Source organism: Daejeonella sp., assembly GCF_036405355.1.
Classification (GTDB): Bacteria; Bacteroidota; Bacteroidia; order Sphingobacteriales; family Sphingobacteriaceae; genus Daejeonella.
The window spans coordinates 40,140-57,814 of sequence record NZ_DASWXT010000068.1 but is presented as its reverse complement, the minus strand read 5'-3'; the positions used below and the strand labels follow the sequence as shown (position 1 = coordinate 57,814).

The window sequence follows — 17,675 nt, the reverse complement described above, 5'->3', positions numbered from 1 at the left end:
TTAATTTAAAGAAAATGAAAATTAAACACTATATACTCGCAACACTATTCTTAATGAGTTTAGGCTCTTGTAAGAAATATCTGGCGACAGAACCAACGGATTTCCTGAATCCGGATAATTATTATCAGACTGAAGCCCAGTTACAATTCGCCCGTGCCGGCGTCTACGATCACCTGGGTGCCGGTGGTTTACATGGTACTTATGCAAGTTATCTGCTTGCATGGACTGCTGATGAAGGTTATATGAACAGAGCTACGTTGACAACAGGTCCATGGAATTATTTCTACTCTTCTGCAGATCAATACAATGCAGGTTTATGGAATAATCTTTGGTCAGGGATTAATAAGGCTAATGTTTTGATTAAAAATGTGGACAAGAATACGGCAATAGCACAAGAAAAGCGTGATGCGATCAGAGGGGAGTGCTTATTCTTGAGAGGGTATTATTACTTTACTTTGGTGCAATACTTTGGTGGTGTTCCATTGAAGCTTGAACCTACAACTTCTGTAGTTGATGTTGATGATACAAGAGCAAGTGCTAAAGATGTTTATTTGCAGATCATTAAAGATATGGAAGCTGCTGAAAAACTTGTTCCGAGTATCAAAACTCTTGGTTTTGGCGGAGCAATCAGTAAATCAGCTGTTCGTGGTCTTTTAGCAAGAGTTAACTTGCATATGGCCGGTGAACCGGTTAAAGACAAAACCAGATATGCAGAAGCAAGTAAATGGGCCAAAATGGTTATAGATGATGCAGAAGCAGGCCACTCTTTAAACCCAAGTTATCCAGACATTTTTATGAAGCTGGCCGGTGATAAATATGATATCAAGGAAAGCATCTGGGAAGTTGAATTTTTTGGAAACCTCACTGATCAGTATGTTGAAACCGGAAATATTGGCTGGATCAATGGACCAGCGTCCAATGTTAATTCTGCTACAGGAAGAGCGGATGCTTATATGAATATCACTTCTGAACTTTATGATAAATTTGAACCTGGTGATAATCGTAAATGGTTTAGCATTGCTCATTTTACTTATACAATCTCCAGCACTAATGGAAGTAAAAGCCTGGCATTATTGCCAGTTAATGATAATGCCAAAAATCTAATGAAGCCTGCTAAATGGAGAAGGGAATACGAAACTTTACTTCCTAAAGCTCCTACAAGAACACCTCAAAATATGGTTCTGTTAAGATATTCTGATGTTCTATTAATGTATGCAGAAGCTGAAAATGAATTAAAAGGTCCGACTGCTGATGCTGTGGAAGCGTTCAACAAGGTTAGAAGAAGAGCCTGGTCTACCGGTATCAAAACGATTGCAGTAACAAATGGAGGTTCAGGCTATACATCTGCTCCAACAGTGACATTTAGTGGTAATGGCGGTGCAACAGCAAAGGCTACTGTTTCGGGAGGCAAAGTAACTGAAATTATACTTGATCGCGATCAATTGGGTATTACTTTCTTTAATGAGGGGGAATATTCTTCTGTTCCTACTATTACTATCACCGGTGGAGGTGGTTCAGGTGCAACTGCAATAGCAACAATAAATAAAGCAACTGACGGTAATATTAACCCGGCCTCTAAAGAAGCATTCTTAGAAGCAATTCAGGATGAAAGAATGAGAGAATTTAACTTTGAAAATCTAAGGAAAGCTGATTTGCTTCGCTGGGGAATATTCCTGAAAGTTCATCAGGATATGGGTAATAAATTACAGCAGCAAAGTCCGGGACAATTCTTTGTTAAATACTATTCGAATGTGAGTTCACGTGATCTTTTGATGCCAATTCCAATCAATGAAATGTCTTCAAACTTAAAAATGACTCAAAATCCGGGTTGGGAATAATTTAATTTAAAATAAAAATTATGAAACTAAAAATATATAGTATCCTCGCTGCGGCACTCATAATGGCGTCCTGTGAAAAACCAACAATTGAGGCAGATGCACCATCTTTTGATGTAACTGCCGAAAAAACTACCTATAAAGCTGGTGAATCTGTTAAGTTTTTAATTACAGGAGGTGAGGCACAAACAATATCCTTTTATTCAGGAGAACTCTTGAAAGATTATGCTTCGAGAACAGGCAGAGTAGCTGACGTAGCAGGAGCAGGTGCAACACTTGCCTTTACAAGCAGTGTTCAATTGGGAACTCAGGCTAATCAACTTTCGCTTCTGGCTTCCACAAATTTCAATGGTGATTACAGCAGTGTGGCAAAATTGAAGGCCGCGACCTGGGTGGACATAACCAACAGATTCAAACTTGGTACTTCTACAGCTTTTCTTGCTTCAGGTACAGTTGATGTATCTGATCTTATTGTAGCTGGAAAGCCAATATATTTCGCTTTTCGCTATAATACCAAGAAACAGGCTACCAATGGTATTGCCCGTCAGTGGTTCATTCAGACTTTTACTTTGAACAGTAAGAAATTGCTTGATAATACTCTGGCATTAACTATTGCAGATCAGGCGGGTGCGGGCTTCAGAATTGTTGATGATTTAAAAGATAAAGCTCCAGCTTTATCCTCCATTACTGCGACAAGATTGACACTTCAGGCGAACACCTATTTGAATGCAAGTCTGCCCCAATTTGATGCTGCAAATCCGATCTTTGATCCTAAAAATCCAATCTATGATCCCCTGGATCCGGCATATCAGCCGACTGCAGTCTTTAAGCCTTTTGTGCCATTTGATCCGGCAAGTCCGTATAATGATCCGGAAAGTGAGCATTGGGCTGTTAGTAAAGCTATAAGTATTGATAAGGTTGATCTTGGCCCCGATTGGTCAACAGCTATCAAAGGTTTAACCAATCCTGTTTTAACAGAATACCGTTATGCCTATGCAAAGGCCGGTACCTACAAAGCCACCTTCGTTGCGGCTAATGGTAATATAGATCAGCAAAAAGTTGTTACCAAGGAGATTACAATTACAATAACTCCTTAATTTGATTTAAATCAGATAAAAGGATTAATCCGTAAATGCGGGTTAGTCCTTTTATTTTTATAGTATATTCCGAAAATTTAAAATCAGAGGATATGACTTTGATCTCAAAATTTCTTTTGATCCTGTTTTTAACTTATAATTTTTTGCCTACTCATATTTGGCAGGAATTGAATTATGTAAATGAAATAAGGGATCTGCCAGTTAAAAGTTCTGCTTCTCATGAAAAGAAAAGGCAGCAGATCTTACTGCGTATGGAAAAAGTGATGGGTAAACTTCCTGATCGTTCAAATTTACCTGACTTTGATATTAAGATCATTGACAGTGTAAAGGAGGATAGATTTACCCGGTATACACTAAGTTTCGCAGTCGCAGTAAATGAACGATTACCTGTTTACCTCTATGTGCCAAAACAAAGAGGTAGTATTCAAAGAATCCCCGCTATGCTTGTTTTGCATGGAACAAGTGTACTCGGAAAAGGTGTTGTAGATGGTCAGGGTCCACTACCAAACCGGGCACATGCCCGTGAACTTGCAGAACGCGGCTATGTTGTTATTGCCCCTGATTACCCAAGTTTTGGTGATCTGAAGGATCATAATTTTGATACCGACAGATATGAATCAGCCACGATGCAGGCAATATTTAATCATATGCGTTGTATTGATCTGCTGCAGAGCAGAGCAGATGTTGATTCTGAAAATATCGGTGTCATAGGTCATTCTCTTGGTGGACATAACGCAATGTTTGTTGCCGCTTTTGATACCCGATTAAAGGTTGCAGTATCGAGCAGTGGCTGGACCCAGTTTGAATATTATAATATAGGTGATGAAGGATCAAAAAAATATGGTGGCAGACTTGGTCCCTGGGCACAAACAAGGTACATGCCGCTTATACGCACAAAATATAAACTGGATGCGAAACTGATACCCTTCAATTTTGATGATATTATAACAGCTATTGCTCCACGAGCATTTTTCTCTGTATCACCTCTCAAGGATGCAAACTTTGATGTAAATGGTGTGAGAGCAGGTATTTCACTGGCTGAAAAAGTTTACTATAGTTTGGTAGCAGCGGATTTGTTACAGGTACGTTATCCGGATGCTGGTCATGATTTTCCGGTTGAAAATCGCAAAGAGGTTTATGGCTTTTTAGATAGAACTCTTGGACATACACCACTTTATGCACCTGTAAAGTAATTCGTTTTTGATTTTTTGATTATATATTTATTAAAAATATTCCCATCCCATGATAAAGCCGAAAAGCCGTCAAATTGCAGGTACAAGACCAATTTTTATCATTCTCTTTTTACTTTTTCCTGCCTTAGCAATTGCTCAGGAAAATACTGTTCAGGGGGATCATCAAAAATACAGAAAGGAAGTATTAGAGAATATGCAAAAGGTAATGGGTAATTTACCTAAGAGAACTGCTATAAAACGTTCTGATATTCAGGTTATTGACAGTGTTAAGGAATCTGGTTTCATTCGGTATAATATACTTTTCACAGTGGAAAACAATGAGGTTCTTCCTTTATATCTGTATGTTCCGGAACAGACCGGTACTCCCCAAAAATTACCGGCAATGCTGGTTTTACATGAGACTGACCCTTTAGGTAGAAAGGCTGTTGATGGACAGGGAAATAAAGCTAACCGCTCCCATGCTAGGGAACTTGCTCAGCGGGGATATATTGTAATTGCTCCTGATTTCCCAAGCTTTGGTGATACTGAAGATTATAATTTTGATACGGATCGTTATAAATCAGGTACAATGAAAGGTATTTTTAATCACATGCGTTGTATTGATTTGCTTCAAAGCCGGGCTGATGTGGATGCAGAAAATATTGGTGTGTTAGGACATTCTCTTGGTGGACATAATTCTATATTCCTGGCTGCAATGGATGAGCGCATAAAAGTTGCTGTTAGCAGTTGCGGATGGACACAACTTGATTTTTACAATATTGGAGCCGAGGCTGAAAAGAAGTATGGTGGAAGACTTGGTCCCTGGGCTCAAACCCGCTATATGCCATTGTTAAGAACAAAGTATAATCTGGAAAATAAAAAGGTTCCTTTTGACTTTAATCTTATGATTGCAGCAATAGCTCCAAGGGCATTCTTTTCAGTTTCTCCAAGCAGGGATGCCAATTTTGATTATAAAGGTGTTCAGGCAGGAATTGCATTGGTAGAGCCGATATACCGGAACCTCAATTCATTAGATAAACTGCAGGTACGCTACCCTGACGATGAACACGATTTTCCTCTCGAAAGCCGTAAAGAAGCCTATGCTTTTATTGATAAAATACTGGGCCATACACCCAGATATACTGAATTTAAATAATTTAATCAGCTTCCGGAATGCTTAAAAAAGAATATTCAAGACGAGAATTTATTATCAAAAATTCAATGGTAGGACTTGGTGCTGCCCTAACTATGGGATTTGTTCCTTCCTTGATTGCAAATACTCTGGATCAGAATGCAGTTTTGGATCTTAGAAATGCTGCAGAGCCAATTATTGATATACACCAGCATACAGATTACAGTGGAAGATCAAATGATTTGCTGATACCTCATCAGCGTGCAATGGGAGTGACTAAAACAATTCTATTGCCTGCAGGTCGTCCGCTTAGTTATGGCTCAACCTATTATGGTTATAGCAACGGACTGCAGGCTAAAGCCACTGGTAATGAAATATGCTATCAATTTGCAAAAGCTCATTCTGATGAGTTTATTTTCGGTGCAAATGAAGTTCCGGATATGCCGGGTGCAGTACAGGAAATTGAAAAATATCTGAAGCTTGGTGCTCCTGTTATCGGGGAACTCAAATTCGGACTCGATTGCGATTCTCCGGCGATGCAAAATATTTATGAACTGGCTCAGTCTTATAATGTTCCCGTTCTGATGCATTGGCAGTATAATATGTATAACAGAGGCATTGAACGTTTTCACACTATGCTGAAGAAATACCCAAAAGTGAATTTTATTGGTCATGCACAAACCTGGTGGGCTGATATAGATAAGAATCACATCGATCAGAATATTCTTTATCCAAAAGGTAATGTCACCAGGGGCGGACTTACAGATCGCCTGCTTACAGAATATCCAAATATGTTCGGTGATTTTTCAGCAGGTTCCGGATTAGGATCGCTGACCAGAGATGAAGATCATGCCCGCGGATTTTTAGAACGTCATCAGGATAAATTACTTTTTGGAAGTGACTGCTCTGACTCATCGGGTACCGGAAAATCCTGTCTTGGGGCTAATATCATACCTGCTATCCGTAAATTAGCTCCAAATAAAGCGATCGAAAGGAAAATCCTGTTTGAGAATGCCCAAAAATTATTCAAACTTTCATAAGCATCTATAAATTATTCAAACTTAAATATCTTAAAACCTTCAGAATGAAAATTTCAATCTTTAATCTGCTTTTAATCATCGTGGCCTTCATAAATCCGGTTCAGGCGCAGCATACTCCTGGCCTTGAATGGAAAGCTGGTGTTGGCAAAGCCGATATTACCCCTAAGATGGCAATGCCTATGGCCGGTTTTGCTTCCCGTACCCATTCATCAGAAGGCACTTTGCATCCGATATGGGCAAAGGCTCTGGCTCTCGAAGATTCAAAAGGAAATAAGGCTGTAATGATCAGTTCTGATCTTTTGGGTTTCCCTAAAGATGTATCTGACCGGATCAGAGACCGGATAAAATCAAAATATGGATTAGATCGTGCTCAGATTTTGTTGAACAGTTCCCATACGCACTCAGGGCCTGTAATTGGGGATGCGCTCATGGATATTTACGTCCTTGATAATCAGCAAATAGAAAGTATTAAACAATACACCAAAATACTGGAGGATCAGGTAGTAACTATGGTAGGAGAGGCTCTAAAGAATCTTGAACCAGCAGGGCTTTATTCTCAGAATGGGGTTGTTCGATTTCAGGTGAACCGCCGGAACAATGTAGCAAATTTACTTACCCAGCTTACTGAACTGCAGGGCCCCAATGATTATGCAGTACCGGTAATCAAGGTTTTGAATGCAAAAGGAGATATTAAAGCAATTGCTTTTGGATATGCCTGTCATCCAACAGTCTTAAGTGGTTATGATTGGTCGGGTGATTATCCCGGATTTACACAGATTGAGCTAGAAAAAGCTTATCCCGGCGCCACTGCAATGTTTTTTCAAAGTGCAGGTGCTGATCAGAATCCTTTACCAAGACATACTGTCCCTTTGGCTAAGCAATATGGAAAGGAACTGGCTGCAGCAGTTGAGCGGGTACTGGAAGAAGATATGAGGAAATTGCCTTCAGGATTGATTACAAGTTACTCAGAATTGGACCTTCCGCTGGCAACTCCTCCAACTGAGGCAGAATATACAAAATTCATAAGCTCTACTACAGTTCCCTACCAAAAGAGATGGGCCGAACGTATGAGGGGTAAGATCAGATCAGGAGAAAAATTAATAACATCTTACCCATATCCTGTTCAGGTATGGTCGATAGGAGATCAGCCCATTGTAAGTCTTGGAGGTGAACTTCTGATTGAATATTCTATAAAAATTAAACAAATGCTGGGCGCTGATGCATTTGTATATGGATATTCAAACGATGTTATGGCCTATGTTCCTTCATCACTGGTGCTAAAAGAAGGTTCTTATGAAGGTGAATCTCACACCGTTTATGGTCTGCCTTCCAAGTGGCAGGTAGGTATCGAAACAAGGATCTTAAATGAAGTAATTAAACTTTCAGAGAAGAACGGTCTGATTAGAAATGGTAAGTAGGGAAATAGGGAATAGGGAATGTGAAAAGATATTTGATAGCAATTCCGCATCGCTCTGGTTTCATATTTTATTTCTTACCGACACTATCTATCGCTCTATTTAGAATTCAAAATGAAATCTACTATATTTACGTGTACGTAAACGGAAAATTTTATGAAGAGAATCCAGTTGCTTTTGGCCCTTATTTTTATCACTTACACTTCTATTGCTGATCCCGGGAAGGGATGGATCAGTCTTTTTGATGGGAAAAGTCTGAATGGCTGGCACCACTTTAACAGCACCAAAGAAATTAAAAACTGGAAGATAGAAAATGGCTCACTGGTATGTTTAGGAGCCAAAGGTCCCAGTGGATCAGGAGATATTATCACCGATCGCTCATTCCGGAATTTTGAACTAAGATGGGAATGGAAAGTTGACAAAGGGAGCAATAGTGGTGTTTTCTACCATATTGTGGAAGATCCAAAGTACAAAAGGGCAATCGAGACCTCACCTGAATATCAGATTATTGATGACGTAAATTTTCCTGCTAAACTGGAAGATTCACAAAAGGCTGGTGCCGATTATGCAATGTATTCTCCAAGTGAAAATAAGATACTTAAACCGGTAGGGGAATGGAATACTTCCCGGATTATCTTTAATAATGGGCGTGTAGAACATTGGCTAAACGGCATCCGGATTGTTAAATTCAAAGCATGGACCAAGGCATGGCATAAGCTTAGATCTGAAGGTAAGTGGAAGGAATACCCGGATTATGGATTATCCCCGGATGGCAAGATAGGACTTCAGGATCATGGTAATAAGGCTTACTTTAAGAATATTCAAATAAGGGAATTATAAGAACATTGAACATTAAAATTGGATTTATGAAGAATAAACAGACATTCTCATTTGTCAGGAATACATTCCTGATGTTTGGAACAGCTATTTTGCTCACAGGTAGCAGTTGTGGCAATAAACAGCCTAATGGTGATATGAAAGATGAGAAAATTCGCATTATCACTCTTGACCCCGGTCATTTCCATGCTGCCTTACTGCAAAAATCAATGTATGATGAGATTGATTCAGTAGTTCACATCTATGCTCCAGAAGGATCAGAATTAGATAATCACATGAAACTGGTTGATAGTTATAATTCAAGGGAGGAGAATCCGACATCATGGAAACATGAAATTTACCGTGGTCCTGATTATCTTGAAAAAATGTTCAGTGAGAAGGCGGGAAATGTGGTCATTATTTCTGGTAACAATAAATTAAAGACGAATTATATCAGTCGGGCAATTGATTCAGGAATGAATGTACTTGCTGATAAGCCATTGGCAATTGATCAGGATGGGTTCAGGTCACTTGAAAGTGCCTTTGCAAAAGCAAAGGAGAAAAACGTTGTTTTGTACGATATCATGACAGAACGCTACAATATTTACTATGTTCTTCAGCGTGCATTAAGTCAGGATACAGCATTTTTTGGCTCATTGGAAAAGGGCACTCCTGATAATCCGGCAGTAATGCAGGAAAGTGTTCACCATTTTTATAAGAATGTATCAGGTAAGCCCCTGGTAAGACCCGCATGGTTCTTTGATGTGGAACAGGAGGGTCGCGGACTGGTTGATATTACCACACACATGGTGGACCTTATTCAATGGGAATGTTTTCCTGATGTAGTCCTTGATTATAAGAAGGATATCAATATGCTTTCAGCAAAGGAGTGGCCTACACAGCTCAACCTGGAACAGTTTCAGAAATCAACTAAAAAGGACCAGTTCCCTGATTACCTTCAGAAATACATCAAAAATGGCATTTTGAATGTAATGTCAAACGGTGAAATGAATTATACAATTAAAGGTGTTCATGCACGTGTTGGGATAAAATGGAATTATGAAGCACCTGAGGGATCTGGAGATACACATTTTGCCAAAATGAGGGGAACTAAAGCCAATATCTTAATTAGACAGGGTAAAGAGCAAAACTATAAGCCGGTAGTTTATCTTGAATTACTGAATTCAGGACCAAATTCTGAAAAACAATTAATGGATGCAATAGGAAGGTTGCAAGCTTTATATCCTGGTCTTGCTGTGAAGAAAGCTGGCAAAGAATGGGAGTTGATTATACCTGAAATGCTTAAAGTGCCTCATGAAGAACATTTTGCTGAAGTTGTAAAAAATTACCTGACTTATTTAAAAGGAGCAGAACTTCCAGCCTGGGAGGTGCCAAATATGCTTGCTAAGTATTACACAACTACAAAAGCAGCAGAAATGGCTTTAAAAAAGTAAATTTAGAATAATAACAGGGTTTAATCGAGCTGCAGGGCTTTGTTGAGATAGAATATAGGTTACAAAAATAGTTTTGTATTTTTCAGCACTGGCTGGAACATAGATTTTTTTGCCTGATCATCATCCTGTAAGATGATCGTGTTAATGAATTGTTATATAATTAAGATTAAAAATGACTGATTTAGAAGTATTAGAACAAGAATTATTAAAGCCAACAGATGCTTTGATCAACGATATCGCAAAGATCGATGGGGACATAATTTTGTTGGGTGTTGGTGGGAAAATGGGGCCGAGTATGGCAAAACTGGCTCGCAGAGCTATAACTCAGGCGGGAATCGACAAAAAAATTATTGGAATTTCACGATTTTCTGAAGCAGGTACTCGTGAAGAACTTGAAGCAGATGGTATTGAAACGATATCTGCCGATCTGTTGAATGAAAAGGACCTTGCTGCTTTACCTGATGCACCAAATATAATTTACCTTGCAGGTACCAAATTCGGAACTACTGGAAAAGAACCTTTTACATGGGCTATGAATTCTTATCTGCCCGGCCGTGTTGCTGAACGATATAAAGATTCACGTATAGTTGCCTTTTCTACAGGAAATGTTTATCCCTTCACGCCAATCGGCTCAGGCGGTCTTTCTGAAGATCATGTTCCGGCGCCAGTAGGTGAATATGGTCAGTCATGTTTAGGCAGAGAACGTATCTTTCAGTATTTCTCTGAAAGATACCAGATTCCAACCTTGATTTATCGTTTAAATTATGCTATTGATCTTCGTTACGGCGTTTTGCTGGAGATTGCAAAGTCTGTAAATGAAGGAAGGGCCATTGACCTTACAACCGGTAGTGTGAATGTGATCTGGCAGGGTGATGCGAATGAGATTGCCATTCGTTCTTTACTGCATTGTGAAGTTCCGGCAAATATTCTTAATGTTACCGGTCCGGAGACTTTATCAGTTAAATGGGTTGCAGAGCAGTTTGGACTTTTAATGAATAAGGAGCCATTATTTGTGAATGATCCTCAACCCAATGCATTATTAAGTAACGCATCCAAAGCGCACAAGTTATTTGGCTATCCAAGAGTAACAGTCCGAGATATGATTGAAATGACTGTAGCGTGGCTTCAGGGTGGGGGAAAAATGATTAATAAGCCTACTCATTTCCAGGAAAGAAAAGGTCAGTTTTAAATAGATTTTTTTAAGATAAATTGATTAAAATATGTCAACCAAAACATTAGATCCGGCGCTTAAAAGTTTACTGCAAAGTGGAACAGTTCTACCAGCAATTCCATTGGCTTTAAACTCTTCCCGGCAGTTTGATGAAGCTCGTCAGAGAGGACTTGCCAGATATTATGTTGCTACAGGGGCCGGAGGCCTTGCTGTTGCAGTGCATTCAACACAATTTGAGATCAGGGATCCGGAAATTAACCTATTTGAAACCGTTTTGAGGGTTGTCTCAGATGAGATCGATGCTTCAAAACCGGGTAGACCATTTATTAAGATTGCAGGAATTTGCGGACCAACTGCACAGGCAGTTAAGGAAGCAGAAACAGCATTGAAATATGGTTTTGATCTAGGGTTACTCAGTATGGGCGGACTCCAATCATGGACCGAGAAAGCCATTCTTCAGCGTGTTCGCGATGTGGCGGCTGTTATGCCTGTTATTGGATTTTACCTTCAGCCTTCGGTTGGTGGACGTATCTTTACATATGAATTCTGGCAGGAGTTTGCTGAAATAAAAAATATAGAGGCAATTAAAGTAGCTGCATTTAACCGTTATCAGACTCTCGACGTAGTCAGAGCCGTGTGCGCATCCTCAAGATGCAATGAAATCGATCTGTACACAGGTAATGATGATAATATCATACCTGATCTGTTGACGAAATACAGTTTCGCAATAAACGGTAAAAGGGTTGAAAAGGAGTTTGTTGGTGGCTTGCTTGGCCATTGGGCCGTATGGACAAGGGCAGCTGTTAAATTGCTTGAAGAAATAAAGGCCTGTAAAGCCAATGGCAATAAGGGTATTGCGGAATTACTAACCAAAGGAATTGAGGTGACAGATATGAATGCTGCAATCTTCGATCCTGCAAATAATTTTCACGGATGCATTCCTGGTATTCATGAGGTTTTACGAAGACAGGGTTTACTGGAAGGCCGCTGGTGTCTGAATCCTAAGGAAGAATTATCACCAGGACAGATGGAAGAAATTGATCGGGTGTGTAAATCTTATCCTCATCTTATTGATGACCAGTTTGTTAAAGAACTTCTGCTTGCAGAATTTCTATCTAAATAGCTATTCCCTTATTAACTAATTTTATAACTTTCAAGATGGACAGAAGAAGATTTGTTAAAAGTGCCGGCGCTTTAGCTGCCTTAAGTTCTATGAATCTCACTGACCTTTATGCTGCTGATTCCGCTGCTTTAAAAATGATTAATATTGTCAGGACGCAGTCGGGCTTTGAAAGAGAAAAGCTTATTCGTCCTTTCGGATTTAAGGGAGGATATTTAACTGAATTATGGCAGGTAGCCTCCAGAATGCAATCTGATTCAGGTATCTCCAGGATAGGTTTAGCGACACAGAGTGTTCTGTATGGAGATTCGGATTTATTTCCGCGCCAGTCAGAAACTGAAGGGAATGCAATGATGTACAACCTGGTTAACAAAGCTCTTGAACACGTCAAAAAAACTCCATTCAGAACACCTCCTGAATTGCTTGATAAAATTTTGCCGGCTGTTATTCAAGATGGGAAAATAATTACAGCAAAACACGATCTGAACATCAATTTTGTCTATAACGCTCTGGTTGGTGTGGATAATGCTGCCTGGCTTACCTATGCTGCTGAAAATAAATTTAGCAGTTTTGAGGATATGATTCCTGAGCAGTATAAAAAGGCTTTATCCCATAGGAATAAAAAAATTGCCATCATGTATCAAATACCCTATGGCATGCCTATGGAGGATTTGAAAAATGCTGCAAAACAAGGATATTTTGTTTTTAAAATCAAATCAGGTGCACCCGGTACTCAGTCGGAGATGATTGAAGCTGATATTAACAGATTAAGCCTGATCCATGAAACCCTTAAAGATCTTCGGACCAACCAGACCGAAAATGGTAAATTGATTTATACGATAGATGCAAATGCCCGGTATGAGAAAAAGGAAACTCTTTTAAAATATCTTGATCATGCTCGTAAGATCGGTGCCTTCGATCAGATTCTGCTGATTGAAGAGCCTTTGAATGAAAATAATGAAGAAAGTGTCGCAGATATCGACCTCAGAATCGGCGCAGATGAAAGTGTACATGATGAACAATCTGCAATAAAACGCCTTGATCAGGGATATAAGGTCATGGTACTGAAAGGTATTGCAAAAACACTCAGTCTGTCGATAAAGATTGCCAAACTTGCCGCAGAAAGAAATGTTCCATGTATGTGTGCTGATTTAACTGTGAATCCTATCTTAATTGACTGGAACAAAAATCTGGCAGCCCATCTTGCACCATTTCCTGTAATAAATATGGGTATGATGGAAACTAACGGGGATATGAATTATGTTAACTGGAAAAATATGGTTAATTACCATCCTGCTGCACACGCTTCCTGGATGGTCCCAAACAAAGGGGTTTTTGAATTGAGTCCTGATTTTTATGAGAGAAGCGGGGGGATTTTTGATCCCTCAGATCATTATCAGTCCATGTTTTAATTTATAACATTGTAATTTTTGCATTGATGAGGTCTGATAAAAAGATATTTTCCTTGATGCTGGCCCTTCTGTCAATTGTACAACTGTATGCGCAGAATAATGCAGATACAATAAGAACCATAAAAATTGATGTACTAGTTGGCCTTCAATTCGATCTGGTAAGGTTTAATGTTAAGCCAGGCGAAAAATTAAACCTGATTTTCAGTAACAGTGATGACATGAGTCATAATCTTCTCATCACAAAGCCAGGAGCAAGGCTTGATGTTGTAAATGAGGCACTTAAATTAGGTCAAAAAGGTCCGGAATTGGACTATATTCCAATTTCCTCATCTGTTTTGTGGTCAATCCCTGTCGTCAATCCCAATCAGTTCAGAACACTGAGTTTTACAGCACCTAAACAGGAAGGAGTGTACCCTTATGTATGTACCCTTCCGGGTCATGGCTTTATCATGTTTGGTGCAATGTATGTTAGCTCAGATGGACGAATGCCTGAACTAAAGGATGATCCTAATATTCCTCCAAACCGAAGAGCCGGAGATAATTCTTTGTCGGGTACTCAGCATACTAACCATCAGGTCAAGGATCAGGCTGTAAAAATCAAAACATTACATCCCTACACCCCCGTATCACCATATATTTACCGTGTTTTTATTGATGGGGCGAGTCCTGCGGCAATTGCAGTTAGTCTCCCTGGTGATTTATCCTACTGCTGGGATGCTGGTACCTGTAAGTTGCGTTTTGCATGGAGTGGTGGCTTCCTCGATAATTCTGAGCTTTGGAAAGGTAAAGGCGATGTATCAGCAAAAGTTGTTGGAAATGTATTTTTTAGGGATAAAACAGATTTTCCATTATCATTTAGTGCGGATAACAAAACTCCAAAATTAGATTACAAAGGATATAAACTCATTAACCGCTATCCTGAATTTCACTATACAATAAACGGAATTGATGTTTATGAGCTGATTCTACCAAATGTTGATGGCCAGGGACTAATCAGGACTTTTAGCATTCCGGATGTTAAAAATACTGTATGGTTCAACACCGATCAATCTGATGGGGTTAAATATAAGGCCTCAGCCGGGTCATGGGAAGGGAATAGCTTAAGATTAACACCCAAAGAGGCCAGAAAGTTCAGCATTACAATGACTATGAAGGAAGGGGGAATGTTATGAAGTATAAAGTGATTTCCATTTTCATGACAGGACTGTTGGTTTTTACCTGCCTGGACTCTCTTCTTGCCCAGATAACAAATAAATCTTACAGGGTTGAAACCATCAAAATGCCAGATGGACTAACAAGTGAGACCGGTGCTGTTGAATTTTTGCCCGATGGCCGCCTGGTTGCGTGTTTTACCAGAGGAGAGGTAATGACCTACAATACCATAACAAAAGAATGGAAATTGTTCGCTGAAGGCCTGCATGATCCATTAGGGATTCTTGTAGTCAGTAATTCTGAATTATTAATAATGCAACGTCCCGAATTAACAAGGGTTAAAGATACGGATGGGGATGGGGTGGCGGATCTGTATGAAAAGGTTACGGATGATTTCGGACTTTCGGGTAATTACCATGAATTCAACTACGGTCCGGTTAAGGATAAGGACGGTAATCTGTTTATCGCCCTGAATTCTTCTTCTGGCGGGGGAAACATCAGAGCTGAAGTTCGTGGTCAAATCAATCCCCTTGGTCGTGAGAGTGGCAGTAAAGGGCAGATGTTTTCGAATTTACCTTATCGTGGATGGATGATGAAGTTAGGCAAGGATGGTATTTTGCGACCTTTTGCATCTGGTTTCCGTTCTCCAAACGGAATTGGTTTTGATCTTGAAGGTAATCTGTTTGCAACTGATAACCAGGGTGACTGGATTGGTACCAGTCCCTTGCATCACGTACAGGAAGGAAAGTTTTATGGTCACCCCGGAAGTCTGGTTTGGCAAAAGGGGTGGAATAGAGGTAATCCATTTTTATTACCAATACCGGTTTTGGATAGCATGCGAACCAGAGGAGCTGTCTTATTTCCGCATGGTATTATTGCAAACTCACCAACTCAGCCTGTCTGCGATAATACCTCAGGTAAATTTGGCCCTTTCACTGGACAGTTGATCATCGGTGAGATGAATAAGGAAAGGATTGTTAGAGTAATGCTTGAGCGGGTTGGGGGTGAATTACAAGGTGCATGTATTCCTTTTCTTGATGGAAACGGCCTTCGTAAAGGGAATAACAGATTGGTATTTGCCCCGGATGGCAGTTTATGGATTGGTCAAAACTCTCATGGATGGCTCGGTGACCAGGGTATTCAACGGATAGTTTTTACAGGTAAAACACCTGCTGATATCTATAGTATGAATCTGACTGAAAAAGGCTTTGATCTGACCTTTACGGAGCCGCTGGATGTATCGGTTGCTACAAATCCTGAAAATTTCAAGTTTCGGCACTACTATTATAAGTACCAAAGTAAATATGGTTCTGATCAGTTTGATATTCAAAATGTTCCTGTTACCGATATCAAAATTTCTAATGATCGAAAGAAGGTATCACTGACTCTGGCAAGCCTAAAGCCTGGTTACGTTTATGAATTGAATTTGGGAGATATTAAAACTTCAACGGGTGATTCGCTGAACAATAAACTGATATGTTACACCCTGAATAAATTGAAATCTTCCTCTGTTTATTAAGAAATCAAGCAGTATATATGTCTGATAATCTGAATTCTAAATAAATTTTAAGATGAGAAACAAAATTATTGCTTTTTTATTGTTCGGATTATCCCTGCTTATATCTGTACCAAATAGTTCAGCTGCTGAATTTCCTCTGATTAATATATCGGGTAATTCCCATTCTCAGCCTTTTGATACACTGAAAAGCAGTTTAAAATATATCAGTACAAATTTTGAAAACGCTTCACAACTTGATTGGGAAACTGATTCCATGGGTATTGTTAATGTGAGTCTTATTTATGACCATGAGCGCGTATCCCCGAATCGCGCGAATGGGCACTGGCATTTTAAACTTGAGGCAGATTCAGGTTCTGAAATAACAATAATCCTGAAAAATTTCGAGAATGTTTGGAATGGGATAAAGGGTGTTCCTGTATCTGAAAAAACGAACTGTCTGATTTCAAAGGACGGTAAAAACTGGTCAGTTATTCCGGCCGACTTTATATCAGGAAATCGCTTAAAGTTCACAGTTCCGATGAAAAGTGATCAAATGTATGTGGCCAGTGTTGAGCCATATAGAATCAGTGATCTGGATAAACTATTAACTGAAATCAGGGGAAAGCCACAGGTCGAAATTATGAAGGTGGGAAATACAGCTGAAGGGCGTCCTCTTGAAATAATCAGAATTGGAAATCCGGATGCCATCTTTAGTGTATTTCTCAGGGCAAGGGCTCATTCCTGGGAACCCGGTGGGAACTGGGTAGTTCAGGGTTTGATCCGCACTCTGCTCGGGAAGGAATCTGCACATTTTTTGAGGCGTTATTGTGTGTATATCATGCCAATGACCAATAAAGATGGGGTAGCACGCGGTAGAACCCGTTTCAATACCAATGGTAAGGACCTTAACAGGGAGTGGGATCGTCCGGCAGACCGGATTCTAACTCCTGAGAAATACGCTTTCGAGAGCTGGCTGGAAATGATGATCAGTAAAGGTAAGAAGCCTCAAATAGCGATCGATCTGCATAATGATCAGGGCGGTAATATTCATGTTAATCTTCCTTCTGAAATTAATAGCCAGTATGTATCAAATATGAAAAGAATTGAGACTTTATTATACAAACATACCTGGTTTACTGAAGGACCATCTCATGTAAAGAATCCGGGCTCATTTGGTGAGGGACTTGCCAAACGATATGGAATCGATGCTTTTGTATATGAACTGAACTATGAATGGATAGCCGGTCTGAATAAAGCACCCATGGGTAAGGATTGGGAACTCCTTGGAAAACAGCTGGCTGAGGTGTTCTATCTTTACTTTGATAAGAAAGATTAAGTTGTTACAATTAATATTTAGAGTG

Annotated in this window: 14 protein-coding genes; all 14 read left to right on the top strand. The window is 39.6% G+C overall.

Annotated elements, in window-relative coordinates; all coding sequences use genetic code 11:
• Positions 1-14 precede the first annotated feature (14 nt).
• The 14 genes from VGE44_RS08665 to VGE44_RS08600 all read left to right on the top strand — a co-directional run bounded on the left by VGE44_RS08665 (position 15) and on the right by VGE44_RS08600 (position 17,650).
• Entirely contained in the window at positions 15-1,838 is a 1,824-nt protein-coding gene (locus VGE44_RS08665; RefSeq protein WP_331078010.1) for a RagB/SusD family nutrient uptake outer membrane protein, read from the top strand.
• 20 nt (positions 1,839-1,858) lie between these two features.
• Complete coding sequence (locus tag VGE44_RS08660) at positions 1,859-2,932, top strand: DUF5017 domain-containing protein (RefSeq protein WP_331078008.1); 1,074 nt, start codon at positions 1,859-1,861, stop codon at positions 2,930-2,932.
• A 92-nt stretch (positions 2,933-3,024) separates the two neighbouring features.
• The gene (locus VGE44_RS08655; protein ID WP_331078006.1) at positions 3,025-4,125 is read left to right on the top strand and encodes an alpha/beta fold hydrolase; all 1,101 of its coding nucleotides are present in this window, start codon (positions 3,025-3,027) and stop codon (positions 4,123-4,125) included.
• 49 nt (positions 4,126-4,174) lie between these two features.
• A complete protein-coding gene (locus VGE44_RS08650) occupies positions 4,175-5,260 on the top strand; it encodes an alpha/beta hydrolase (RefSeq protein ID WP_331078004.1) in 1,086 nt (361 codons plus the stop codon).
• A 17-nt stretch (positions 5,261-5,277) separates the two neighbouring features.
• The gene (locus tag VGE44_RS08645) at positions 5,278-6,276 is read left to right on the top strand and encodes an amidohydrolase family protein (protein WP_331078002.1); all 999 of its coding nucleotides are present in this window, start codon (positions 5,278-5,280) and stop codon (positions 6,274-6,276) included.
• A gap of 44 nt (positions 6,277-6,320) precedes the next feature.
• Entirely contained in the window at positions 6,321-7,694 is a 1,374-nt protein-coding gene (locus VGE44_RS08640; protein WP_331078000.1) for a neutral/alkaline non-lysosomal ceramidase N-terminal domain-containing protein, read from the top strand.
• A gap of 153 nt (positions 7,695-7,847) precedes the next feature.
• Entirely contained in the window at positions 7,848-8,531 is a 684-nt protein-coding gene (locus VGE44_RS08635; RefSeq protein ID WP_331077998.1) for a DUF1080 domain-containing protein, read from the top strand.
• A 26-nt stretch (positions 8,532-8,557) separates the two neighbouring features.
• Entirely contained in the window at positions 8,558-9,961 is a 1,404-nt protein-coding gene (locus tag VGE44_RS08630) for a putative oxidoreductase C-terminal domain-containing protein (RefSeq protein ID WP_331077996.1), read from the top strand.
• A gap of 172 nt (positions 9,962-10,133) precedes the next feature.
• Complete coding sequence (locus VGE44_RS08625) at positions 10,134-11,150, top strand: NAD-dependent epimerase/dehydratase family protein (protein WP_331077993.1); 1,017 nt, start codon at positions 10,134-10,136, stop codon at positions 11,148-11,150.
• 31 nt (positions 11,151-11,181) lie between these two features.
• Positions 11,182-12,255: a dihydrodipicolinate synthase family protein gene (locus VGE44_RS08620; RefSeq protein WP_331077990.1), complete on the top strand. Its 1,074-nt coding sequence runs from the start codon at positions 11,182-11,184 to the stop codon at positions 12,253-12,255.
• A 35-nt stretch (positions 12,256-12,290) separates the two neighbouring features.
• Positions 12,291-13,664 carry an enolase C-terminal domain-like protein gene (locus VGE44_RS08615; protein ID WP_331077987.1) on the top strand — a complete coding sequence of 458 codons (1,374 nt, stop codon included), beginning with the start codon at positions 12,291-12,293 and terminating at the stop codon, positions 13,662-13,664.
• Positions 13,665-13,690: 26 nt separating this feature from the next.
• Complete coding sequence (locus VGE44_RS08610) at positions 13,691-14,836, top strand: plastocyanin/azurin family copper-binding protein (protein WP_331077985.1); 1,146 nt, start codon at positions 13,691-13,693, stop codon at positions 14,834-14,836.
• Entirely contained in the window at positions 14,833-16,335 is a 1,503-nt protein-coding gene (locus VGE44_RS08605) for a DUF7133 domain-containing protein (protein WP_331077983.1), read from the top strand. The genes VGE44_RS08610 and VGE44_RS08605 overlap by 4 nt, the downstream gene beginning before the upstream one ends.
• 52 nt (positions 16,336-16,387) lie before the next feature.
• A complete protein-coding gene (locus VGE44_RS08600) occupies positions 16,388-17,650 on the top strand; it encodes a M14-type cytosolic carboxypeptidase (RefSeq protein ID WP_331077981.1) in 1,263 nt (420 codons plus the stop codon).
• Positions 17,651-17,675: the final 25 nt, after the last annotated feature.